Source organism: Pseudovibrio exalbescens DSM 16456, from assembly GCF_000422785.1.
GTDB classification, from domain to species: domain Bacteria; phylum Pseudomonadota; class Alphaproteobacteria; order Rhizobiales; family Stappiaceae; genus Pseudovibrio; species Pseudovibrio exalbescens.
Window position 1 is genome coordinate 212,634 of record NZ_AUGS01000008.1, and the last position, 23,551, is coordinate 236,184.

General features: G+C 54.0%; 16 protein-coding genes and 1 tRNA gene. 11 read left to right on the forward strand and 6 right to left on the reverse strand.

Annotation, left to right across the window (positions count from 1 at the left end; genetic code table 11):
• The first annotated feature begins 44 nt into the window (after nt 1-44).
• Together G512_RS0107855 and G512_RS0107860 are read left to right on the forward strand one after the other, a co-directional pair.
• Nucleotides 45-503 carry a (2Fe-2S)-binding protein gene (locus tag G512_RS0107855; protein ID WP_028481247.1) on the forward strand — a complete coding sequence of 153 codons (459 nt, stop codon included), beginning with the start codon at nt 45-47 and terminating at the stop codon, nt 501-503.
• Complete coding sequence (locus G512_RS0107860) at nt 500-2,782, forward strand: xanthine dehydrogenase family protein molybdopterin-binding subunit (RefSeq protein ID WP_028481248.1); 2,283 nt, start codon at nt 500-502, stop codon at nt 2,780-2,782. The genes G512_RS0107855 and G512_RS0107860 overlap by 4 nt, the downstream gene beginning before the upstream one ends.
• Nucleotides 2,783-2,856: 74 nt before the next feature.
• Here G512_RS0107860 and G512_RS0107865 read toward each other — a convergent pair whose 3' ends face one another.
• Nucleotides 2,857-5,754 (reverse strand): AsmA family protein, encoded by a 2,898-nt coding sequence (locus tag G512_RS0107865; protein ID WP_028481249.1) that lies wholly within the window; start codon nt 5,752-5,754, stop codon nt 2,857-2,859.
• A 343-nt stretch (nt 5,755-6,097) separates the two neighbouring features.
• Here G512_RS0107865 and G512_RS0107870 point away from each other — a divergent pair, with 343 nt between their 5' ends.
• Together G512_RS0107870 and G512_RS0107875 are read left to right on the forward strand one after the other, a co-directional pair.
• Nucleotides 6,098-6,559 carry a tellurite resistance TerB family protein gene (locus G512_RS0107870; RefSeq protein WP_028481250.1) on the forward strand — a complete coding sequence of 154 codons (462 nt, stop codon included), beginning with the start codon at nt 6,098-6,100 and terminating at the stop codon, nt 6,557-6,559.
• A gap of 27 nt (nt 6,560-6,586) precedes the next feature.
• Nucleotides 6,587-7,324 (forward strand): glutamine amidotransferase, encoded by a 738-nt coding sequence (locus G512_RS0107875; protein WP_036488993.1) that lies wholly within the window; start codon nt 6,587-6,589, stop codon nt 7,322-7,324.
• 48 nt (nt 7,325-7,372) lie between these two features.
• On the opposite strand, the gene G512_RS0107880 is transcribed toward G512_RS0107875, so the two are convergent.
• From G512_RS0107880 to G512_RS0107890, 3 genes are all read right to left on the reverse strand, one after another.
• Nucleotides 7,373-7,978 carry an acetate uptake transporter gene (locus G512_RS0107880; protein ID WP_028481252.1) on the reverse strand — a complete coding sequence of 202 codons (606 nt, stop codon included), beginning with the start codon at nt 7,976-7,978 and terminating at the stop codon, nt 7,373-7,375.
• 229 nt (nt 7,979-8,207) lie between these two features.
• Nucleotides 8,208-11,669 (reverse strand): pyruvate carboxylase, encoded by a 3,462-nt coding sequence (gene pyc, locus G512_RS0107885; RefSeq protein WP_028481253.1) that lies wholly within the window; start codon nt 11,667-11,669, stop codon nt 8,208-8,210.
• Nucleotides 11,670-11,949: 280 nt separating this feature from the next.
• Nucleotides 11,950-12,669, reverse strand: coding sequence for a LuxR family transcriptional regulator (locus tag G512_RS0107890; protein WP_028481254.1), 720 nt, complete (start codon nt 12,667-12,669; stop codon nt 11,950-11,952).
• Nucleotides 12,670-13,592: 923 nt separating this feature from the next.
• Here G512_RS0107890 and G512_RS0107895 point away from each other — a divergent pair.
• The 5 genes from G512_RS0107895 to G512_RS0107915 all read left to right on the forward strand — a co-directional run bounded on the left by G512_RS0107895 (nt 13,593) and on the right by G512_RS0107915 (nt 19,530).
• Entirely contained in the window at nt 13,593-16,616 is a 3,024-nt protein-coding gene (locus G512_RS0107895; RefSeq protein WP_028481255.1) for a helicase-related protein, read from the forward strand.
• Between the two features lie 10 nt (nt 16,617-16,626).
• Complete coding sequence (locus G512_RS0107900) at nt 16,627-17,013, forward strand: RNA-binding S4 domain-containing protein (RefSeq protein WP_028481256.1); 387 nt, start codon at nt 16,627-16,629, stop codon at nt 17,011-17,013.
• Nucleotides 17,014-17,188: 175 nt separating this feature from the next.
• Nucleotides 17,189-17,527 carry a ferredoxin FdxA gene (gene fdxA / locus G512_RS0107905; protein ID WP_028481257.1) on the forward strand — a complete coding sequence of 113 codons (339 nt, stop codon included), beginning with the start codon at nt 17,189-17,191 and terminating at the stop codon, nt 17,525-17,527.
• Nucleotides 17,528-17,911: 384 nt separating this feature from the next.
• Complete coding sequence (locus G512_RS0107910; protein WP_028481258.1) at nt 17,912-18,490, forward strand: CarD family transcriptional regulator; 579 nt, start codon at nt 17,912-17,914, stop codon at nt 18,488-18,490.
• Nucleotides 18,491-18,663: 173 nt separating this feature from the next.
• Nucleotides 18,664-19,530, forward strand: a complete 867-nt coding sequence (locus G512_RS0107915) for an RNA polymerase factor sigma-32 (RefSeq protein ID WP_028481259.1) — start codon at nt 18,664-18,666, stop codon at nt 19,528-19,530.
• A 54-nt stretch (nt 19,531-19,584) separates the two neighbouring features.
• Here the strand turns inward: G512_RS0107915 and G512_RS0107920 are convergent, their stop codons facing one another.
• Nucleotides 19,585-21,051, reverse strand: coding sequence for a M48 family metalloprotease (locus tag G512_RS0107920; protein ID WP_028481260.1), 1,467 nt, complete (start codon nt 21,049-21,051; stop codon nt 19,585-19,587).
• 18 nt (nt 21,052-21,069) lie between these two features.
• Nucleotides 21,070-21,633 (reverse strand): OB-fold nucleic acid binding domain-containing protein, encoded by a 564-nt coding sequence (locus G512_RS22045; RefSeq protein WP_155943654.1) that lies wholly within the window; start codon nt 21,631-21,633, stop codon nt 21,070-21,072.
• Nucleotides 21,634-22,066: 433 nt separating this feature from the next.
• Between G512_RS22045 and G512_RS0107930 the strand changes: the two genes are divergently transcribed.
• Both G512_RS0107930 and G512_RS0107935 read left to right on the forward strand, forming a co-directional pair.
• Nucleotides 22,067-22,143 (forward strand) — tRNA-Arg (locus G512_RS0107930).
• A gap of 210 nt (nt 22,144-22,353) precedes the next feature.
• Nucleotides 22,354-23,517, forward strand: coding sequence for an alpha-hydroxy acid oxidase (locus G512_RS0107935; RefSeq protein ID WP_028481262.1), 1,164 nt, complete (start codon nt 22,354-22,356; stop codon nt 23,515-23,517).
• Nucleotides 23,518-23,551 lie beyond the last annotated feature (34 nt).

Sequence of the window (23,551 nt, forward strand, 5' to 3'; positions counted from 1 at the left end):
GTTTAGGTGACCGAAAGTCTCTTAATCAGGAGGACGGCTGCGCGATGAAGCTCACGGTAAACGGTACCGAGCACGAAGTGGATGCAGACCCGAACATGCCCCTGCTCTGGCTGCTCCGCGACCTGTTGAACATCAAGGGTCCGAAATTTGGCTGCGGTGTCGGGGCTTGCGGAGCTTGTACCGTATTGATTGACGGATACCCGGTGCGATCTTGTTCATACTTTGCGGGCGATGTGGATGCACCAATCACTACCATTGAGGGTCTGGCGGGAAAAGATGCCCTTCACCCTGTACAGGATGCTTGGATTCGCCATGGCGTTCCGCAATGTGGGTATTGCCAGGCGGGTCAAATACTGGCGGCTGTTGCGCTTTTGCAGGACACACCAAACCCCACTGATGATGATATTGATGCAGCCATGACCAACCTGTGTCGGTGTGGAACCTACCCAATGATCCGCGCAGCCATAAAGGATGTGGCGAACTCTGATGGAGGTGGTCTGTGAGCACACTCGGGAAAATCACTCGCCGCACCTTTTTGGGACTTGGTGCCGCGGCCGCTGGCGGTCTGGCAGTTGGCTACTACTTCTACCAGACGCCCCATGCCAATCCCCTTGAAGATAACGCCTCTGCGGGCGACGCGATCTTCAATCCTTATGTTTTTGTCAGCGCAGCTGGTGCTATCACAATCATTACACCGCGCGCGGAGATGGGTCAGGGGGTACAAACAACCCTTGCCGCCCTTGTCGCCGAAGAACTCGAGGTCACTTTGGACCAGATTGCTGTAGACCATGGCCCGGCTAGCTCCGCCTATTACAACGAAGCCGTTATGGTAGATGGAGGCCCGTTTGCCTCTTTCGATCAAAGCTTGTTGGCCAATACGGCACGCGAGACGATGGCTGTCGCTTCCAAGTTCATCGGCATTCAGGTCACCGGTGGCTCATCCGCCACGATTGACGCCTTCGACAAGATGCGTCGGGCTGGTGCCGCTGCACGAATGGTATTGATACAAGCAGCCGCTCAAACATGGAACATCCCTGCAGAAAACGTATCAGCACAACACGGTCACTTGATCAACAAGACTACCGGCGAAAGACTACCCTATGGAGACGTCGCCGAACTGGCAGCAAAGCTGCCCCCACCAGAAGACGTCATCCTGAAAAAGCCGGAGGATTGGAAACTACTCGGGAAGCCTCAAAAGCGCGTTGAGATCGTTGAGAAAGTGACGGGGGCACCCATTTTCGGCATCGATGTGGAACTGCCCGAAATGCGACATGCCACGGTTCGCATGTCACCCCACTTTGGTGTCGGCGCGCGAACGCACGACGCCACTGCAGCCTTGGAAGTTCCCGGCGTTGAAAAGGTGATACCGCTTCAAACCCAATACGGCAGCGGCTTTGCCGTGATAGCTACAAACACTTGGGCCGCGTTCCAAGGGGCGGAAGCATTGGATGTTGTATGGCAGGATGCCACCTACCCGACAAACAACGATGCGATGACACCACTTTTCGATCGCGCGCTTGAAGAGGATGCGAGTTTCACGCTGGGTAGCACCGGCGAGCCGGATGAAGTTTGGCGCAACACACCGCCAAATCGCCAGTTGGAGGTTACCTATGAGGTTCCCTATGTTGCGCACGCAACCATGGAACCAATGAACGCAACCGCGCAATGGCGCGAGAACGAGCTGCATATCTGGTCCCCCAATCAAGCGCCCACGATTATTCAGGGGGTATGCGCCGGGCACTTTGACATGAAGACCGACCAGATTAAAGTGCATACCACGTACATGGGGGGCGGGTTTGGTCGCCGCATGGAGGCTGACTTTTCTTTGTTTGCCGCCATCATTGGCCAACACACAAACGGCCGCCCAGTCAAGGTAACCTGGACTCGGGAAGAAGATACGCGGCACGACATGTATCGCCCCCGGGCGAAAGCGCGTTATCGCGGCACCCTGTCGGATGATGGCCACCTGACAGCGCTGGATGTTGCGGTGGCCGTTCCCCCGCTCATCAAGAATACACTTGCCAGAACCTTCCCCGGCCTGCCAGTTGCCGGACCCGACAAGTTGCTGCTCGAAGGGGCCTATGATCAACCCTTGACCGTTCCTGACAGGAGATACGCTGCTCATGTCGTTGACTTGCCAATTCCAATCGGGTTCTGGCGGTCGGTTGGCAACTCGTACAACGGGTTCTTCCATGAAAGCTTTCTTGACGAAGCCGCCCACAAAGCCGGCAAAGATCCCTTGCACTTCAGGCTCGACCTGATGAACGACAACGAACACGCGCCCGCAAAACGTGTTTTGCTCAAGGTCGCCGAGATGGCCGACTGGGGCGCGCCAATGCCAGAAGGGAAGGGAAAGGGCCTTGCTCATACCCTCTCATTCGGCACATGGGTGGCTCAGGTCGTGCAAGTGGACACGTCACAACAACAGGTGCGAATAGAAAAGGTATGGTGTGCCGCGGACCCGGGTCTTGTGTTAGACCCGGCAAACTTCAAGGCGCAACTCATCTCCGGCGCCATTTTCGGCTTGAGTCAGGCGCTGGGACAGGAAATCACCTTCACAGATGGTGCCGTGGACCAAGGCAATCTCTACGATTTCGACGCCATGCGAATGCACCAATCGCCCACATTTGAGGTGGCACTTCTGGAAACGTCTCCGCGTATGGGCGGCGCTGGTGAACCCGGCACACCACCAGCACCAGCTGCATTGGCAAACGCCATTTTCGCAGCAACCGGCAAACGCCTGCGCACCATGCCGTTAAGTAAACATATCGACTTCACCTGATGTGGTTACTGAGCAACCCATAAACTCACACGGAGTGCCCAATGCTTCGTCAGGTCGCCCGGAAGCCGGGTTCGCTAGTTGCCGGTCAAAAAGCCCGCTGGCAGCCCGAACCCTTCTTCAATGGTGCTGAGTGTGTCATCAACGTTTGCTTCACCAGAGGCAACGCCGTCCACATTGATCGTTTCTGGCGCCGAACCAGCAGGTCGCGGCCCACGAGATTGAGTGGAAGGCGCCACTGTTGCGGCGGTTTCCGTTGGAGCTGCAGGTGAAACAGATTGATCATCTGGCACAGAACCACCGGGTTTCTGCGGCGGAACTGCGGCCTCACCACGATGCCTGACCTGACCATCAATGGCGGCCGTTGTCGCTGATGCTTCGCCAGCTTCTTCAGAAACAGGTAATGGCACTTCCTCAGGAGCTGGGGTGCCCTCGCCAGCTTTCTTCTGCAAGGCCATGCGAGCCTGCAGTTTTGCGGCAACGGTATTCTTGAGGCTTTCATTTACGGGGTTCAAGGATGCGGTCGTATCCCCACCAGCGACTTCACTGGCAAAGCTTGGCCGGATCAACGTTCCCGCCACAGCGATTGGCTGTTCTGCATCAACCGGATCAACTTCAGAGAGCTCTCCGCCGTTTTCGACGCGGCTTGGTTTGAGGTGCCAATTGACACGCCCATCCGCCAAATTCACTTCACCACGGCCTTCAATAAGAGCCCTATCGCTCAGAAAGGTCAGGCCCTCAAACTGCGCGCGCCCTTCGCCAAACATGACATCAGCACCCCAGGTCTGGAATGCGGTTCGCGTTCCTTGCGTCAACGGCCATCCTGTTACCGGCGCTTCAGCAAGATCCGTAATCATCTGGTTGAGATTCAGATCATACAAAACCCCACTACCCAATTGAAAGCTGACGGCGCCATCCATGTTTCGCCACATCGTCCCGCGATCACGCCCTTCAGACGCGACCGTCATGACAGCATTTAACGACCCATCTACGCGCGGCAAATCTGAAACCGCTGTGAAGAAGGGCGCAGCACTCACATCGCTAAACGCCAAATCCATTGAAAATTGGGGGTCAACCGTCGCGCCGTTTAAAAGCACGTCACCAGAAACAGTACCACCGTATAGCGACAACGTTTCCAGCGCTACATTCAACCTGCCTCCCTCGGAGCGGGCGCGTAATCTGGCATTCTGCCCGCGTAGGTCACCCGCGCTTACACGCTCCGCCTCCAAAGCAATGTCAACGTCCAGGTTGCGCAGCACTGAGAAGTCGTAGTGGCGTTCTTCGGGCTTCAATATCACCGATTGACGACGTGTAAGGACGTGGTCGAGTTGTAACTCCGACAGCTCATAGTCCCCTTCCACTCTCAGCCGATCTGCCAAGACAAGGCGCCCCTGCCCTTTCACCCGGACGTCGTCAAGAAACACATCCAGGCTTTTAAATGCCAATTCGTCCGGCCTGCTCGCAAAGACACCAGCGACCCGAAGTCGGTCCCCCTGCAAATAATCGGGCACCTTTCGACCGTACCATCGAGCAAACTCAGTCAAATCACCGGTTTCAAATGAAAGCCGTCCTTCATTTTTGCGAATTTCCTGCAATGCGCCCGAAATCCCTGCAGTGAACCGATCAGAGGTAAAAGACAGCGCCGTAAAACCGCCAACAGCCACTTCCCCCTCAATGGCAATGGGCTCGCCACGCCAGCGCGCAGAACCTTCAATGGCCACAGGGGCTTGCAATCCAGCAAAGGTCACATCCAGATCAATGTCGTCCACTGCCTCTCGGGCTTCGTCATCACCAAACGGCGCGGGCACCACCAACTCTGCAATACGCCCGTTGCGCACCCATGCCGACCCTGTCAGCTCAAAGTGATCTTGCCATTCAGAAACATCATGTCCAACCGCATAGTAAGACAGGTTCAGGTTGGATACGCCGGAACCGGGTTTCTCAATGCCAGCCAAATGAACAATGGTTTCAAACGGCACTCCCTCTCCTTCCAGAGTGCCCTTCAATTCCAAGCCATCTTCCAGATAAGTAACCGCCGACGTACCGGTGACTTGCAATCCCTGAACATGGGCCTTCATGCCACGTGTTCGGATTCCATCGGATGAAAACTGCAGCTGTGTCTCGATCTCGTAGTCGTCCAACACCTGAGCAACGTTGAGTCCGAAGACCTGTGCCATTGTGGAAAGCGAGCTTCCCCTTGCAGACAGCCCCAGCGTTCCGATTGGGACATTTTTCCACGTCAGTTGGCCAGCAGCCTCCAGTTTGTCAGCCTGCCCGATCCCTAGGTGTGCATTGAACGCGGTAGCCTGCCCAGACACAAACCGAGGGATAGAACCAACCCGCGCGCTCAGCGAAAAGGAGTGTTCTTCGTGAAAGGCGCTTGCATCCAGATCCAGAGCCCCATCACCACCATCAAAATCAGCAGCGAGGCTAAGTTGGGATAACTCCAGCCGTCGTTCGGTTTGCAGGTTCCTGTAATCAACACGGCCGCCCTCAACAGCAACGGTTTCGACGCCCAACTTTTTCAACGCCGCATAAGCTTCGCCCAACAAGGTTGGCTCAGCTCCACCTGAAGCACTTTGAAACGGGGCAAGAGGACGCCAGCTTTTCTCGCCGCCGCGGGTGACTTCGAGAAACAGCTTTGTATCATTCAACGTAATGACGGTGACCTCTGGCTCGCCAGTAAGCAGGCTCATCCAGCTGACCTCAAGATCCGCACGCCCAACCTGCGCGAACTCTATTCCATCAGCGGCAGCGCCACCTGAAATGCCAACATTTTCAACCTGAATCACCGGCGCTGGAAAAACGCCTATCTTCGTGCGGCCGTCCAGCCTCATCTGCCAGCCGGTTGCCTGCGCTACCTGCTCGATTAAAACCGCTTTAACCGCGGCCTCTGGTACAAATTGGGGTGCAACAACAATTCCGCCCCCTAGAAGGACGGCACAAATGCCTAACACCGGAACGAGAGGTTTCATATGCAGCAAAAAACTCGTTTGTGACACTATTCCCGAAGCCATTCCTTTTACCGTGGATCGATGGCTTTTGCAGCCCCCAGTGGCCTGTAGAAAACGTCCAAAATAAGACTGAGGGAACCTACCTAGCCAGATCAACTTGGGATTTGCGGCAAGGCTATGTGGAGAGATTCCGCGCGAACAATGCCTAGCCCCAATCATTTCAACAATGCTGCCACTATTATCTGCAAATGTCGCAGGTATTGCACAGCCAACCAAATATTCGCGTTGGAAGCAGAATAGATTTGGCACATGTTTGTCACCACGTTAGGTTGGCGTCACGTATAAAAGATCACAGGCAATATACATGCTCGAATCTGTAAAAAAGTTCTTGAAGGAAATCGCGCTCGGCGAGCAGGAAAAACTACCCTATCAAGACGATGACTATCGTGTAGCGGCGGCTGCCTTGATGTTCCACATCATCGCCGTTGACGGGGATGTAGAACCTGAAGAGCTGGAAGCGCTGAACAAAACGCTGAAGAACGCCTACAATCTCTCTGACGAGGAAACCACCAATCTCGTTAAAATGGCCGAAGAACGGGATAATGAAGCTGTAGACCTTTACGGGTTCACCTACGTTCTCAAACGCCAACTGAGCGAAGAAGACCGGGAAAAAGTCATTGAGATGATGTGGGAAATGGTATTCGCGGACGGAAACGTACACGAATTTGAAGATAACACGATCTGGCGGGTGGCCGAACTCTTGGGTGTATCATCTCGTCAACGCATGCTGCTGAAAAAGCAAGTAGGAGAAAAATACAACCGTTAACCCTCCTGGAGGACGTTTATCAGCTCAATGTCAGATCAAAAAAAGCCGAAGATTCTTGTTATTCTACACCAAGAAAGATCCACACCGGGGCGCGTAGGTCAGGAACTGGTGCGCAGAGGATTCAACCTCGATATTCGAAAACCGCGATTCGGCGATACCTTGCCGTGCACGATGGATGACCATGCTGGTGCAGTGATATTTGGCGGCCCCATGAGTGCCAACGACACGGATGCCTTCATCAACAAGGAGATCGACTGGGTCGGAGTGCCGTTGAAAGAAGAAAAACCATTTCTGGGAATTTGTTTAGGCGCCCAGATGATGGCGCGGCACCTGGGTGCAACCGTCTCGGCCCACAAGGATGACTTGGTAGAAATTGGCTACTATCCAATTACGCCGACTAAACAAGGCAACGATCTGATGCAATGGCCTGAAAAGGTCTACCAATGGCATCGAGAAGGGTTTTCCTTGCCGCGTGGTGCAACGTTGCTGGCAAAGGGTAACACTTATGCCAATCAGGCCATCAAGGTGGGAGAAAACGCTTATGGCATTCAGTTTCACCCGGAACTCACTTATCACATGATGAATCGCTGGACGACCCTCGCCTCTGACCGCATGAGCCTGCCCGGCGCCCAAGGACGCAGGGACCATTTCCGAGGTCGTTTCATCTTCGATCCACCCGTTTTCCGGTGGCTTCAAAGTTTTCTCGATTTGTGGATTGGCACTGCTGAAAACCCTCGTACATCCGCTACCAGGGAACTGGCATGAAAAAGCCCGGCACAAGACCGGGCCAATTTCCATTGATTTAGGCAGGGCTCACTCGGCTGGCTGCATAGCACCAACAGGCGCAGAAGGCTGTCCAAGGATTGGCGTTCCAACCGGAAGAACGTCCCGACCGCATACATCCTTGTAAATGTAGTGAGCCATGACGTACCAAGCCGCGCAAGAGCAAACAATCAGCACGTATCCCGCAATGACGTTGAAAACCGCTGGACCGAAATGACCGATAACAAGAAACAGGAAGCCGAAGAACAAGGTTCCAAAAATGGTAGCTTCTGCCTTGTGAATGTGCAGCGCGCCATACAGCATGATGCCGGTGTAGATGGTGAAAGGAATGAGGAAGAAACCAACCTCGCTGTGCGAAGCTGAGTAGAAACCGAACTCATTGCTAATGAGAATGCCAGCAAACGCCAGCCAGAACGCGCCATATAGCGTGAAGGCACTGTAGGCGAAATTGTTGCCCGTGGACTTCGCCTGAAAGCCAGCCACCAACTGCGCAAGGCCACCCACAAATACGCCCAGCCAGAGCACCGGGCCCAGGCTTTCCAGTGCCCCGATATTGTGCATCTGCAGCACGAACGTCGTGATACCGAAACCGGCCAAACCCACGACCGCAGGATTTCCAGATTTAACAGAAGACATTTCTACTCCGGCAAAAGAACTAGTTTTGTTAGCAGCATGATAAGCTCACCATCGCTCTCTATTGACGATGAGGCATTTAATGCGCGGAAGTAGACGCAAGATCATCCAAACTCAACAGTAAATACACATAGATACAGGCACGTATTAATACTGCAGAAGCACTGGTATATCTTTTAGAGAGACAAAAAAGGCGGCGCTCGGCCAATTATCCCGAGCGCCGAATTGAGTTTTACTGCTCAGACTTGAATGTCACAAGCAGATCTTTTGCGTCAATTTGGTCGCCCGGTGCGACCATAACACTGTCTATAACGCCATCTCGGTCAGCATGAATCGCTGTTTCCATCTTCATTGCTTCGATGGTCAAGATCACATCACCTGACTTGATTTCCGCTTCAGACTTGACGCAAACGGTCGTCACCACGCCTGGCATCGGCGCACTGACATGATTTGGATTACCGGACTCGGCTTTGTGTCGAATGGCATTCCCTGCTGCGCCGTGGGCCCGGTCCATCAATCGAATGTTCCGCGGCTGACCATTCAACTCGTAGAACACACGCTTTTCACCCTGGTCATCGGTTTCACCCAAAGCAAGGCAGGTCACCACCATCACCTTACCGGGTTCCAGCTCAGCCATGATTTCCTCACCCGGTTGCAAACCATAGAAGTAGGTGTGGGTCGGCAGAACACTGGTCGGACCGAACTGGGTCTGAACACGGGCGAACTCGAGGAAGACCTTAGGATACATCAGGTAAGAACACAGCTCTTCATCACTGACCAGCTTGATGTCCTTGTTCAGTAGCCCCGCCAATTCAGACCGTTTTTCTTCCAGATCCACCTCTTCAATCAGAGAACCCGGACGGACCGTGATGGGCTTTTGGCCTTTGAGGACCTTTTTCTGCAAGGCTTCCGGCCAGCCGCCCGGACTCTGCCCCAGATCTCCCCGCATCATCTGCACAACCGATTCCGGGAAGGCAACTTCGACACGAGGATCAACAACCTCGTCAGGCGTAATGCCCTGACTGACCATCATCACGGCCATGTCGCCAACAACCTTGGAGCTCGGCGTGACCTTGACGATGTCCCCAAACATCATGTTCACATCGGCGTACGCCTTGGCAACTTCGTGCCAGCGGGTTTCCAATCCCAATGATCGGGCCTGTTCCTTGAGGTTGGTGAACTGGCCGCCAGGCATCTCGTGGAGGTATACTTCTGAGGCCCCAAACCGCAGGTCTGACTCAAAGGCACGATACTGGTAGCGCACAGCTTCCCAGTAGAACGCAATCTCGCGAATGACTTCGGTATTAAGTCCCGGATCTCGAGAGGACCCGCGAAGCGCTTCCACAACGGACCCCATGCATGGCTGTGAGGTCAGACCGGAAAGGCTGTCGACAGCCACATCCACTGCATCCACGCCCGATTCAACCGCAGCCAAAATGCTGGAAGCCGCAATACCGGAGGTATCGTGGGTGTGGAAATGAATTGGCAGGCCAACTTCTTCCTTCAGTGCTTTGATCAACACCTTGGCGGCCTGCGGTTTCAGCAAACCGGCCATATCCTTGATACCTAGAATATGGGCACCGGTTGCTTCCAGTTCCTTGGCAAGGTTCACGTAGTATTTGAGATCGTACTTGGGGCGAGCGCTGTTCAAAATGTCGCCGGTGTAGCACAGAGTTGCTTCACACAGCTTGCCACTTTCTTGCACCGCGTCCAACGATACCCGCATGTTCTCAACCCAGTTCAGGCAGTCGAACACACGGAACAGATCGACGCCGTTTTCAGCGGCTTTCTTCACAAAGAACTTCACGACGTTGTCGGGGTAGTTGGCATACCCAACACCGTTCGACCCACGCAGCAGCATTTGAAGAAGAATGTTGGGCGCTTTCTGACGCACCAAACGCAGCCGTTCCCACGGATCTTCGCTGAGGAAACGCATGGCCACATCAAACGTAGCTCCGCCCCAGCACTCCAGCGACAGTAGTTGTGGCAGGCCTTTGGCGTAAGCTTCGGTGATCCGTGCGATATCATAGGTCCGCATGCGGGTTGCCAACAGCGACTGGTGGGCGTCTCGCATGGTGGTGTCAGTGACCAGAACCTGTTCCTGATCCTTCATCCACTTGACAAAACCTTGAGGACCCAACCGGTCGAGCACCTGTTTACTCCCCTCCGGTGTTGGGTGATCAAAATACGGAACCACAATCTCCGGGGAATCGGCCGGTGGCTTTGGACGGTCGCGGACATCCGGATGGCCATTCACTGTAACGTCAGCAATATAATCCAGCAGCTTGGTTGCCCGATCCGACGTTCGGATGTTGTAGAAGAGCTCCGGTGTCTCGTCTATAAACCGTGTTGTATACTTGTTGGCTCTAAAATTCGGGTGACCAATAATGCGCTCAAGAAACAACAGGTTGGTCGCAACGCCACGAATGCGGAATTCACGCAGCGCCCGGTCCATGCGGCTGCAGACCTCATCAGCCGTCGGCGCCCATGCGGTCACCTTTTCCAGCAGCGGATCGTAGTAGCGAGTGATAACAGCCCCAGAATATGCAGTGCCACCATCCAGGCGAATGCCGAACCCGGTTGCACCGCGATACGCGCTGATGCGCCCATAATCCGGAATGAAGTTCTGTTCCGGGTCTTCCGTCGTGATACGGCACTGCAGCGCGTGACCATTCAATTCGATTCGAGGTTGCTCAGGAACACCAGTCACGGCTTCGTCGCCAATTCGCCCGCCATCTGCAATGGCGATCTGCGCCTTGACAATATCAATGCCGGTCACCTCTTCGGTGACGGTGTGCTCTACCTGAATGCGGGGGTTTACCTCGATAAAGTAAACCTCTTCAGTATCCGCATCCATCAAGAACTCGACCGTACCAGCGCCGTAGTACCCGACTTCCCGGCCGATTTTCAGACCGTAGTCGCACAGTTCTTTCCGCTTTTCCGCACTGAGATATGGCGCAGGCGCACGTTCAACGACTTTCTGATGTCGGCGCTGAATGGAACAATCGCGTTCGAACAAGTGAACCAGATTGCCATGTGTGTCGCCAAGGATCTGAACCTCAACGTGCCGTGCCCGCTCGACAAGTTTTTCCAGATAAACTTCATCCTTACCGAAAGCAGCCTTCGCCTCACGTTTGGCGGCCATCACTTCACGGAGCAAAGCAGCTTCATCGCGAATGACGCGCATGCCACGTCCACCTCCACCCCAGGAGGCTTTCAGCATGATGGGATAGCCAATCTCGTTGGCCAGACGCTTGACCTCTTCCATATCATCGGGAAGCGGGTCTGTTGCTGGCATCACAGGCACACCGGCCTGGATCGCCAGTTCACGGGCAGACACCTTGTTGCCGAGTGCGCGCATGGTCTTGGGCGAGGGCCCAATGAACTTTATACCATTTTGCGCGCAGGCCTCCGCGAACTCCGGGCTTTCCGACAGAAAGCCGTAGCCTGGGTGGATCGCATCCACCTTCTGTTCTTTCGCAACACGTAGCACTTCATCGATTGACAAGTAAGCCTCGATTGGCCCCAACCCTTTGCCAACCTGATAGGCCTCATCAGCCTTGAAGCGATGTAGCGCAAGTTTGTCTTGTTCGGCGAAGATTGCGACCGTCTGCAAACCTAACTCATTTGCAGCACGAAAAACGCGAATTGCGATCTCGGATCGGTTCGCGACCAGCAGACGTCGAATAGCCAAGTGCGCCCCCTCTTTTTGGTGGTTATCGCAACTTGTTTACATATATGACTGGTCAATGAAAAGATGTTTTTAGCACTCGCGCAGTGGCAACCCCGCCAGTGCGCGACAACTATTCAGCTTTATTTGAGATCAGAAAGTGCCACTAAGACAAATACCAATCTAAGATATATCACTTATCGGTTTTACAATGACAGTATTTGCACTTATTTCTGGAATACCACCCAGATACACGCGCCCCCATAAATGCGGGAGACCTCAAAGAGATCTCCCCGCCATTTCATTACCGAATTAGGCCAAGCCGGAAACCTTCGGCTACCGCGTGGGTACGATTGGCAGCGTGGAGTTTGCGCGCAGCAGACGCCAAATACCAATCCGCGGTATGTTGAGAAATATTCAAGATCTGGCTGATTTCCCAACTCGTCTTTCCAGCCGCCGACCACTTCAAGCATTCAAGCTCGCGAGGTGTGAGTCGATGACGCGGACGATTTGCAGTACTCCCAGTCAGCTCCCGCATCTTGTTGCTCGCGTAAATCCCCACCAAGTGCAGTACGCTGATTTCTCGTTCGGTTAGATGAACTTCCGGCCCTGCAAAAATCAACATGCCCTGATAGCTCTGCTGTCCATGGATGGGCACACATACACCATCAATTATCCCATGGTTGCGGGCATCTGCGAAAATCTGTTGCCCGATCGTTGAAAGAGACCGATCCCTCGCAATACTAGACCACAAGAAAGGCCTGGAAGCCGTGCGTGCTGTGGCCACAATGGGATCATGTTGAACATAGTCTCGATCCAAATACCGTTGCTGCCATTCCGGATTCCCCCCACTGAGCACAATCGATCCATCCAAGGACGCGCCCTGCTCTGGAATGGCCGCCAACATGAAACTGGTAAAGCCAAAAGTTTGACCCAGATCAGCGATGCGGCGGGCTACCCCATCGGCCGTTTCCTCGTTGTTGATGGAATCAACGAACTCAAGTGCAGCAGTTAATGGATTCATTTTATTCACCCCTAAAAAACGCTCTCCGATGCCCCCTTACCTTACGAAAGGGGAACTTCATTTAGAAGGTGTCTCAACAAACCATTTGCTATTCAGGGCTCCGCAAACGCGTATTCAGAAAAAGAACTATTCAATAATTCTTCCTGACTGTTCGGCATCACATCCCGCATATTGACAATGAGCGTTTTTGCAGGTCTCACGCTACGTCACATTAAAGATTCTTGATTTTCAGATAAGCAAAACCGCCGCATCAGTAAAACCCCCAAGTCACAGAGCAACTTAACGAATTATTAATAACCGAGATCAGAGCGCTTTCGTATCATAACAAAAGCGACATACATCCTTGCAAAAATCCTATCAGATGCGACGCACCCTCGATTCTACAAGCCCTCACCTCGGCAATAGATGTAAAAAACTAAACCATCTAACCCGGGGAAAACGTGGAAAACTAGAAAGAATAGAAAGCAGTCAAGAAACATAACAACTAATACACTGAAAAATAGTTAGCTAGATACTGCAATTTACTGCGACTCATGATCAACGAAAAACACAGGAACTCCTGTCGCCCTTCTATGGAATATTGGCTATTCAAAGAATGCACCTTCGCAATTTGCTACTGATTACTCGAAGAGGATGAAGCTTCAGTATTCGAAAGGCGGACTTTGATTTGTTTAAAGCCTTTCTGGCGCACAAGGAGAAACTTGGCCACATTTCTTAATAAATCCGGCGGAAAGGCTTTACAGCGGGCCGTCCCAGTCTGTATAGACCCCTCATATTTTAACGGCATCATGACGAGCTGAGACCAATGTCAGTTCGACCGCCATACAGGGACCCTTTGAGAAAACCAGAGACGGCTGCCAGTGTCACACTTTCACGACAAAACAGCGGGCTCATTTTAATTCCTCCAACACTCTGATGCCGTCATGCAGACAAACCCATTGCCTCGCACCCAGCGCTCTCGAACAGTTACAGCCATCCTTGGGCCAACCAACACCGGCAAGACACACCTTGCCATTGAGCGCATGTGTGCCCATTCATCCGGCCTGATAGGGCTGCCGCTGCGCCTGCTGGCGCGCGAGGTCTACGGTAAGATCGTGGAGCGAAAAGGGCCCGATCTGGTCGCACTGATCACCGGCGAAGAAAAGATCATTCCGAAAAATCCACGCTTCTGGGTTTCAACAGTCGAGGCCATGCCAAAAGACCTGACCGTCGACTTCGTCGCCATCGACGAAGTTCAGTTGGCCGGAGACCTTGAGCGTGGGCACGTCTTCACCGACCGCCTATTGAACTTGCGTGGTCGCTCAGAGACTCTTTTGTTGGGCGCTTCAACCATCCGCCCGCTTCTTGAGAAGCTCTTGCCGGGCCTGAACATCATCACGCGCCCGCGCATGTCCATCTTGACCTATGCCGGTTCCAAGAAGATTACGCGTCTTCCGCGCCGCTCTGCCATTGTGGCGTTTTCCTCTGATGAAGTTTACGCGATCGCCGAACTCGTACGCCGGCAACGGGGCGGGGCGGCAGTTGTATTAGGGTCTCTCTCACCGCGGACCCGCAATGCGCAGGTCGAGCTGTTTCAGAACGGCGACGTTGACTGGTTGATTGCAACAGATGCGATCGGCATGGGATTGAACCTGGATGTCGATCACATTGCCTTTGCCGGACACCGAAAGTTTGACGGCTATCAGTACCGTCAATTGACCCCTGCAGAAACAGGACAGATCGCCGGTCGCGCTGGCCGACATTTGAGAGATGGCACATTTGGCGTCACCGGGCGCGTGAATGCGTTTGAGGATGACTTGGTCCACGCGGTCGAATCTCATGAGTTCGACGCCTTGAAAGTGCTGCAATGGCGGAACCCAAAGCTGGATTTTTCCTCTTTATCCGCACTTTTGCGCTCATTAGACCAATCTCCCGCCGAAGAGGGCTTGACCAAAGCCCCTCCCGCGGAGGATATCGGAGTTCTTGAACTCTCCAGCCGTGATGACGAGATCCGCGCCATTGCGACCAAAAGAGATCGAGTAGAGTTACTTTGGGATGTGTGTCAGGTGCCGGACTATCGCAATATAGCTCCAGCCAACCATGCAGATCTCGTGGTGAACATCTACACCCATCTGGTGCATTCGGGCGCAATCCCGGACGACTGGTTCCAAAAGCAGGTAGATCTTGCAGACAGAACGGATGGGGACATAGACACACTGGCCAACCGAATTGCTCATATTCGGACCTGGACCTTTGTAGCGAACCGTGCCGATTGGTTGAAGGATCCTGCTCACTGGCAGGGCGTCACCCGCGGCATAGAGGATAGATTATCAGATGCCCTTCACGAACGGCTTACTCAGCGGTTTGTGGATCGGCGAACCAGCGTATTGATGCGACGTCTGAGAGAGAACACAATGCTCGAAGCGGAGATCACCGCAAGCGGTGACGTACTCGTCGAAGGTGAACACATTGGCCAACTTCAGGGGTTCCGGTTTGCGCCGGACGCTTCGGCTGAGGGACAGGAAGAAAAAGCGGTGCGCGCCGCTGCGCAAAAGGCTCTCGCCAGCGAGATCGAAAGCCGCGCCGAGCGCCTGTCCCGGTCTCCCAATGAGGACTTCATTCTTTCTTCAGATGGCATCATTCGCTGGCAGGGTGAAGCTGTTGCACGGCTGACCGCGAGTGACTACACACTGCGGCCGGGTTTGCTATTACTTGCAGATGAACAGTTGACTGGCGGCGCGCGAGACAAGGTGGACGAACGTGTTTCATTGTGGCTGAAAACCCATATTGAGACTCTGTTGCAACCGCTCTTCGATCTTGAAGCAGCCGAAGGCGCTGAAGGCATCGCCCGCGGCGTTGCGTTCCAGCTCTCGGAAAATCTGGGCATTGTCGAACGCCAGCAGATCTCCGAGGAAGTTCGCCAACTGGATCAGACGATGCGTGGCACCCTTCGCAAGCTGGGTGTTCGCTTTGGTGCCTACCACATCTTTGTTCCAGCCTTGCTGAAGCCGGCACCAAGCCAGCTTCTTGCCCAGTTGTGGGCGCTGAAGGAAGGCAAGGAAGACGCAAAAGGCCTGGAAGAGCTGCCGCAACTCTCTGCGTCTGGTCGCACCTCCGTGCCAGTAGACCCTGAGATCGAACAGGCGCTGTACAAGGTCGTTGGTTTCCGTGTCTGCGGCCCACGCGCTGTTCGTGTTGACATTCTGGAGCGTCTTGCTGACATCATTCGACCACTCGTCGCATGGAAACCGATGGAAGAAGGCGTAGAACCACCGGAAGGCGCCATAGAAAAGGGCGGCGGGTTTACGGTTACCGTGTCCATGACGTCCCTGCTTGGCTGCGCTGGCGAAGACTTCTCAAATATCCTGAAGTCTCTGGGCTACCGCCTTGAAACCAAGGAAGTCCAACGTCCTGTCGCCAAAAAGGCAGAAGACGAAACAACAGAAGAGCAGACTGAAACCTCGACAAGCGTAGAGGCGACCGAAACTCTAGCTGAAACAGCTGACGCTGGTGAAGCGGCTTCGGCCACCAGCGCTGATGACGCCTCCGAAAGCCCGGCAACAGAAGCACCTTCAGCAGAAGCACCTGTTGAAGCTGTGCCTACCCAGCAAACGGCGACTACGGACGCTCCTGAGGAGACAGAGACAGAACTGGAAACAGTAACCATCGAGATCTGGCGACCGGGCCGTGCGGACCGTCGTCGTCAGGGTGGCGACCGCAATCGGCAACGCCGCCACGGCGACAACCAGCAGCGTCATGCAGATGGCGAGCGCAAGGGTGGCCCGCGGAACAACAAGCGCAGTCACGCAAAAGGCGGCAAGGGACGCGATAAAGGCAGCAACCCTGCCGGTCGCGGCGGCAACGCAGGGCGCAATCAGCCACAACGCGATAAACCCATAGACCCCAACTCGCCATTTGCAGCGCTACTCTCTCTGAAAGAGAACCTTCAAAAAGGCGACGACAAGTAAGCATTGTGAAATGCAGCAGGCATCTCAACGCATCGATAAATGGCTGTGGTATGCCCGCGTTACCAAATCCCGGACATTGGCGCAAAAACTCGCCATGTCCGGGCACGTTCGCCTAAACAAGGAAAAGGTGACAACCGCCAAGCAGGGAATCAAACTTGGCGACGTACTCACTATTGCCCTGCCGCGCCGCTTGTTGGTTTACAAGGTTCTGGATTTAGGCGCCCGTCGCGGCCCGGCCAGCGAAGCACAACTGCTTTACGAAGACCTGTCCCCTCCCCCGCCACCCAAGGATGAAGGCAAGCCGGAGCAGCGCGATCGCGGTACCGGACGGCCGACAAAAAGAGACCGGCGTCAGCTCATTCGCTTGAAGCAGGACACGCCCGGAGATGGTTTCTAAATACATCCCTTAGTGCGCAAAACCTTTTCAGTGTTTAGCTGTGCGCGTTCGCCTCACATGCTTGCGGATTAACGGGAAAAGCGCTAGGCAAAGAACCAAGAAACGCCCATCCACCCCGTTTGGAAAGTCACAGGGAATGCGGCCGGTGGGTGACCTGCAACCTAAGAGGATTGCGATGACATACGTCGTCACTGACAACTGCATCAAATGTAAGTACACGGACTGTGTTGAAGTTTGCCCGGTGGATTGCTTTTACGAAGGCGAGAACATGCTCGTCATTCATCCGGATGAATGCATCGACTGTGGCGTGTGTGAACCCGAATGCCCTGCAGATGCGATCCGCCCAGACACTGAGCCAGGCCTTGAAAACTGGATCGAACTGAACGCGGAATACGCCGAAAAGTGGCCGAATATCACCGCGCGCAAGGATCCATTGCCGGAAGCACCTGAGTTCGACGGCGTAAAAGACAAGATGGAAAAGTATTTTTCGGAGAAACCGGGTGAAGGGGATTGATATCCCCTTTCTCCCCAGTTATTGATCTAGTCAGATTATTGAAAACCGTGTTAACGAGCGGAAATTCTAGCCTTTGCTGAACCAAAGGTTGGAAATCCGTGGATAATGTGCTATACATCAAGATCAGTCGCTTGGTGGCACGGTATTGCCTCCGTTATGGAGGTTTTTTTATGGGCACATTCTAGCCGGCAAAGAACCGGAAAACCTCCGTCCCGTTCCCGCCACCGACAGCTGACTGATCACAGTTGAGCGCAAATGCCTGTGTGCGCCTTACCGCGCACAACGGTGGGCTTTTCGCATTTTTGACACCAAAAAAGGCGTCGCCTCCCAGCGGCGCTTTTGTGCGCCGAAAGGCGCGCAATCTTCGCAGGAGAAAGACAGCGTATGGCCACACCCGCTAAGAAGACCGCTCAGCGTCATGGTTTCAAGACAGGTGAACACATCATCTATCCCTCCCACGGCGTTGGTCTGATCACTGCCATCGAAGAGCAGAACGTCGCAGGTTTCTCCCTTGAACTTCTGGTAATCGAATTTGATCAGGAGAAGATGACACTTCGCGTACCAGTTTCGAAAATCTCTTCAGTTGGTATGCGCAAGTTGTCTGATGCTGCGACAACGAAGAAAGCCTTTGAAACAATCAAGGGCAAGCCGCGGGTCAAGCGGACAATGTGGAGCCGCCGCGCTCAGGAATACGAAGCGAAGATCAACTCAGGCGATCTGCTTTCTATTTCTGAAGTGGTGCGCGATCTGTATCGAGCAGACACTCAGCCAGAACAGTCCTACTCCGAACGCCAGCTTTACGAAGCAGCGCTGGACCGGATGGCGCGTGAAATTGCAGCCGTGCAGAAACTGTCCGATTCCGAAGCTGTACGCCAGATCGAGCAGGAACTGGCAAAAGCGCCTAGCCGTGTAGCCAAGGCATCAACAGCTGATGACGCGGACGATCAGGAAGCAGCCGCATAAGGCAGCCCGCTTCCAGCCAACAAAGAACCCGGCCACGCGCCGGGTTTTTTGTGACCTGCGACACGCTGCCACACCCAATGCAAATACCAAACGCCCTGTGAACCGTCTCTCTCGCCCCGCCGTAAGCATTATTGCGAACACAAACTCCCAGAAGGGCGGAGGCACATATGGGCATGGTAGACTATCAAGGCTACTCCAACCAAATCTTGGAAGTCGCCCGAAGAGCACCTTACCTGACAAGAGAAGAAGAGCTCGACCTTGCGAAACGTTGGCGCGATAAACAAGATGCTCAGGCACTGGAGCGCTTGACCCTAGCTCATTTGCGCCTCGTCCTTTCTCAGGCGATGAAATTTCGCTCGTTCGGCCTTCCATTGGCTGATATGGCTCAAGAAGGTCAAATAGGACTTATGGAAGCGGCGGCAAGATTTGACCCCGACCGGGAAGTTCGGTTTTCGACCTATGCCAGTTGGTGGATCAAGGCCTCCATTCAAGACTACATATTGAGAAACTGGTCGATCGTTCGTGGCGGCACCTCCTCGGTGCAAAAGCGTCTTTTCTTCAGCGTTCGGCGCCTACACCTCGAGATTGCCCGGCAGCACCCGGACTTTTCTGATGTGGAAGTGAAATCCAAGATCGCCGAGAAACTGGGCGTTTCCGCAAAAGACGTGGAACGTATGTCCTCCCACTTGTCTGGACCTGACACCTCGCTGAACGCACCAATCAGCGAGGCAGATGATGGTGTTGCGGAGAAAATCGACCTGTTGATGGATACGGCACCTCAGCCAGATGACATAGCGTCCGAGCAGATCGACATGGATCGAAAGCGAAATTGGCTTGCAGATGCGATGAAAAGCCTGAACCAGCGCGAGTTGATGATCCTTAAAAAACGCAGGTTGGCAGACGAGACAATGACCCTCGAGGCCTTGGGGCAAGCTATGGGCATCTCGAAAGAACGTGTGCGGCAAATCGAAAGTGCGGCATTGAAGAAGTTGCGAGCGCACCTGGAGGAGCAAGAGCCGCGCCTGCTGCCCGCTCAGTAAGCCATCTCAGGCTGTATGCACCGATTAAAACCACAGTCACATTGGCTGTGGTTTTTAATCTGTGATCACCTTGACCAGATCACCATCTTTGAACCTGTGGTTTGCATCAACCTGGTTGAGAATGACAAATAACTGCAGTCGACGCGATGGCTCGATGCCACTCATACGCACCGCCAATTTACGGGCTGTATCACCAGTCTTGGCCTGCACAACCTTCACGCGCAAGGGCTGTAGACGCGCCTGCTCCGCCGGTGATAGCTGCCTGAAACTGTCAAGCGTCTGTTCGAAGGCCCTATTGAAGGATGCGTTGGGCGACCTGCTGGCAAAAATGAAACGATAGCCGGTCAAACCAATCCGCACGACCCCGATCCGGAACGACCATCCATCCGTCACCGCTGACCCGATAACCGCCGGAAGGCCATTGATCGTTGTGGGACGAACACTGTTGTCAATCAATCCGTTTACCCAGCCACTGCGCATGTATTCGTCAAGGCTGTTGAATTCGGTCAAGTCAGCGCCATCAAACCGCATGGCCGTGCCTTTTCCATCACTCGCCAGAACAGCCTCCGGGCTGTTTTCCAAGGCGAATTGCGAGGGTACGCTGAAGGAAATGCCAAGACCCTTATGAAGGAAGCTGCGGCCGCGTATGTACCCTTCCAGCGGATCATCTCCAAACAACATTCCGTCAATGTTGCTCAAGTAGTCGGCGCGATCACGCTTGCCAATACCGGGCGCACCAATCTGGCGCGCACTCTGGACGGCGCGTCGCACTCGCTCTGGAGTGTTGGGGTGTGAGGACAAAAAGTCCGGCGCGTTGCTTGTATCCCCGCCAAGGGTTTGAAACTTCGCAAAGCGATCCATCGTCTTCAGGAAGCGCGAGGCCGCGTAGGGGTCATATCCCGCGGCTGCCAGTGTCCGCACACCAATATCATCGGCCTCAAGTTCCTGTTCCTGAGAAAACCGAGCGAAAGACATCTGAGAAGAGCGCACGGCATTTTCCAGCTGGCTGCGATCCTCCACCACAGAACTCATGACGCGGTTGGCCAGTTCGGCAGCCTCGGCGCGACGTTGACGTTGGATCGCGTGATTTGCAGTCACATGCGCCATTTCGTGGGCCAGCACAGCGGCCAGCTCAGAGGTGTCATTTGCCAACGCCAAGAGGCCCCGAGTGACATAAAGGTATCCGCCGGGCAGGGCAAACGCGTTCACGGCAGGTGAGTTGAGAATGGTGATTCGGTACTGAGCACGCGGATCGTCCGAGGCCGCAACCAGCCCACCAACGACTTTTGCAATCGCCTTCTCAGCGCCTGCATCTTGATAAACACCGCCATAAGTCGCCACAACGCGTGGATGTTCACGCGCGCCGATATCAGCCGTCAGAGACGGACGCAACGTACCGGGTTTGGTTTCAGTGCCGGTTGATCCCACTAACTGACAGGACGCCACCGTTCCCGCCACTATGAGCGTCACTAACAACCGCATACCGCGTTTTACAGCGCTTAGGGGTGTCCCAAAAATCATTCCTGCTGGCCGCTCCAACTACTCAATTATTCGCAAGGCGTCAGGATGCCGTATTTCAATTTCCGGCCCACCACGCAATTGCACAACCCCGCGCACTTCAACTGTTTTTTCTGCAAGCCCTTCAGGTTCGAGCCCCTTGCTCCGAAAAGCATCCAGATTTTCTACCTCAATAATGCCAGTAAAATCGCGAGTCCAGCGCTCACCGAAATTCAAATAAAAAGTTGATCGTGTTTTTCCGACCGAAACAACCTTGCCCCTAACGATCTGGAAAGTACCGCGGGCCGTATAAAGCCGCGAATCTGTGGCAAGAAAAGGACCATCCTTGCTCCACCACCCACGTTTTGCTTGAGAAGCGCTCCATTCCGCCCGTTGATAAACTACGTCAACATCGTCGAGACACCGCAGCATCCCTCTGGGATTCCAATAGAACGCAACGCCTTGCTCCAATAGATACTTCGCTAGATCATCAGCCGGCCGTTTGCCTCTCAGAATGCGGACCGGCCATATACCCCAGCGATCCGGTTGCTCCGACAGAACTTGCAAACGCATCCCCGCCCCCCGGTTCAACCAAGCTTCGACCAATGGGCTCGCCAATGGCGGCATCGTGTGAATGCCAGCCAACTCATATCGGCTTTGCAGGCCAATGAAAGTCGCCGTAGACGCGTCCCAGATTAAAGAGGCGGCCTCGTTCTGCGGAAGTTCGCGACATAATTTGCGTGTTTCCTCGGCTGATAAGGCACCGCCCCAACACACCACCAAGAGAACCACCACCCAAAACCACCGTCGGCTCATGCCCCTCACCACACTCGTTTACGCCAACTAAACTTCAGGATGCATAGTCAAACAACCCACACTTTTCTCAGTAGGGCGAAAACTCACCTCTACAGGTACGATTTGGCCCGCTGAAGCCGTCCTGACAGGCATAAAGCCGCGGAAAGCTGCAGTTGCACCCTCGCCCAAAACGAAAAATCATGTTATGCGCACCCTACTCGCGTCTGGATTGACGTCCGTTATTGGCCCCGTAGCTCAGCTGGATAGAGCGGCCGCCTCCTAAGCGGCAGGTCACAGGTTCGAATCCTGTCGGGGTCACCATTCCCAACATTCATGTTATGCAATGCGCAGGACAGGCGATGGGCTCTCCAACAAAATAAGACGAAAGTCTACATCAAGTAGTTCTCAGTAATATACCTTCATATAACTCGACGTTATCTGTATAAATACCTCACTCTCTTTCTTGGATTTCGTTGACAGCGGATGAGGCAAGGCGCTTAGTAGCTTCCGGGAGAAAATATGGGAGCAGGTATGTCGCCTATTTTGGAGATAAACGACCTGAAAAACAGGGCACGCCGCCGCGTACCCAAGATGTTTTTTGATTATGCCGATTCCGGTTCGTGGACGGAAGGCACCTACAAAGCCAATGAAAATGACTTTTCGAAGATAAAGTTGCGCCAACGCATCGCAGTAGACATGACCAACCGGTCGCTGAAAAGCACCATGGTTGGGCAGGATGTAGCCATGCCCGTCGCGCTGGCCCCAACCGGCCTGACAGGCATGCAGCATGCAGATGGAGAAATTCTTGCTGCACAGGCTGCGGAAGAGTTTGGCGTTCCGTTTACCTTGTCCACCATGAGCATCTGTTCACTGGAGGCCGTGGCAGAAAAAACAAAAAAGCCCTTCTGGTTCCAACTCTACATGATGAAGGACAGAGACTTCATCGCCAACCTGATTGAGCGAGCCAAGGCTGTCGGGTGTTCTGCACTTGTGCTGACGCTGGACCTGCAGATACTCGGTCAGCGCCACAAGGATCTGCGCAACGGGCTATCCGCACCACCGAAGTTTACCCCGAAACATATCTACCAGATGGCAACACGCCCATTATGGTGTCTTGGCATGCTTCGAACCAAGAACCATAGCTTTGGCAATATCGTTGGTCATGCCAAGGGCGTGTCTGACCTGTCCTCGTTATCATCCTGGACAGCAGAACAGTTCGACCCCCAACTGAACTGGAATGATGTGGAATGGATCCGCAATTTGTGGGGAGGCCCCCTCATCCTCAAGGGCATTTTGGATATCGAAGATGCTCGCATGGCCGCTCGCACTGGCGCTGACGCCATCATTGTTTCCAATCACGGCGGCCGGCAATTGGATGGCGCTCCCTCCTCCATTGAGGTACTGCCTTCAATTGCAGATGCGGTAGGTGACCAGATTGAAATCCATATGGATGGGGGTATTCGCTCTGGTCAGGATGTATTGAAAGCCAAGTGTCTTGGCGCACAGGGCACATATATCGGCCGACCATTTCTTTATGGGCTAGGGGCTGACGGAAAGGCAGGCGTCACAAAAGCACTGGAGATCATCAGGCATGAACTCGACGTGACAATGGCGCTCTGCGGCAAACGGGACATCAACAGTCTTGACGCGAGTATCATTTACCCACCTCAAGGTTTGCAAAACCCCAAAGGATAGAGGTAAAACACCCAGCACCCATACCACAGGCAGC

What these genes read in the sequence shown, in the direction of transcription:
- fdxA (WP_028481257.1), top strand. Translation starts at nt 17,189, where the DNA reads ATGACATACGTCGTCACTGACAACTGCATCAAATGTAAGTACACGGAC.
- G512_RS0107875 (WP_036488993.1), top strand. Translation starts at nt 6,587, where the DNA reads ATGTCAGATCAAAAAAAGCCGAAGATTCTTGTTATTCTACACCAAGAA.
- G512_RS0107890 (WP_028481254.1), bottom strand. Translation starts at nt 12,669, where the DNA reads ATGAATCCATTAACTGCTGCACTTGAGTTCGTTGATTCCATCAACAAC.
- G512_RS0107865 (WP_028481249.1), bottom strand. Translation starts at nt 5,754, where the DNA reads ATGAAACCTCTCGTTCCGGTGTTAGGCATTTGTGCCGTCCTTCTAGGG.
- G512_RS0107915 (WP_028481259.1), top strand. Translation starts at nt 18,664, where the DNA reads ATGGTAGACTATCAAGGCTACTCCAACCAAATCTTGGAAGTCGCCCGA.
- G512_RS0107895 (WP_028481255.1), top strand. Translation starts at nt 13,593, where the DNA reads ATGCAGACAAACCCATTGCCTCGCACCCAGCGCTCTCGAACAGTTACA.
- G512_RS0107910 (WP_028481258.1), top strand. Translation starts at nt 17,912, where the DNA reads ATGGCCACACCCGCTAAGAAGACCGCTCAGCGTCATGGTTTCAAGACA.
- G512_RS0107855 (WP_028481247.1), top strand. Translation starts at nt 45, where the DNA reads ATGAAGCTCACGGTAAACGGTACCGAGCACGAAGTGGATGCAGACCCG.
- G512_RS0107880 (WP_028481252.1), bottom strand. Translation starts at nt 7,978, where the DNA reads ATGTCTTCTGTTAAATCTGGAAATCCTGCGGTCGTGGGTTTGGCCGGT.
- G512_RS0107920 (WP_028481260.1), bottom strand. Translation starts at nt 21,051, where the DNA reads ATGATTTTTGGGACACCCCTAAGCGCTGTAAAACGCGGTATGCGGTTG.
- G512_RS0107935 (WP_028481262.1), top strand. Translation starts at nt 22,354, where the DNA reads ATGTCGCCTATTTTGGAGATAAACGACCTGAAAAACAGGGCACGCCGC.
- G512_RS0107870 (WP_028481250.1), top strand. Translation starts at nt 6,098, where the DNA reads ATGCTCGAATCTGTAAAAAAGTTCTTGAAGGAAATCGCGCTCGGCGAG.
- G512_RS0107900 (WP_028481256.1), top strand. Translation starts at nt 16,627, where the DNA reads ATGCAGCAGGCATCTCAACGCATCGATAAATGGCTGTGGTATGCCCGC.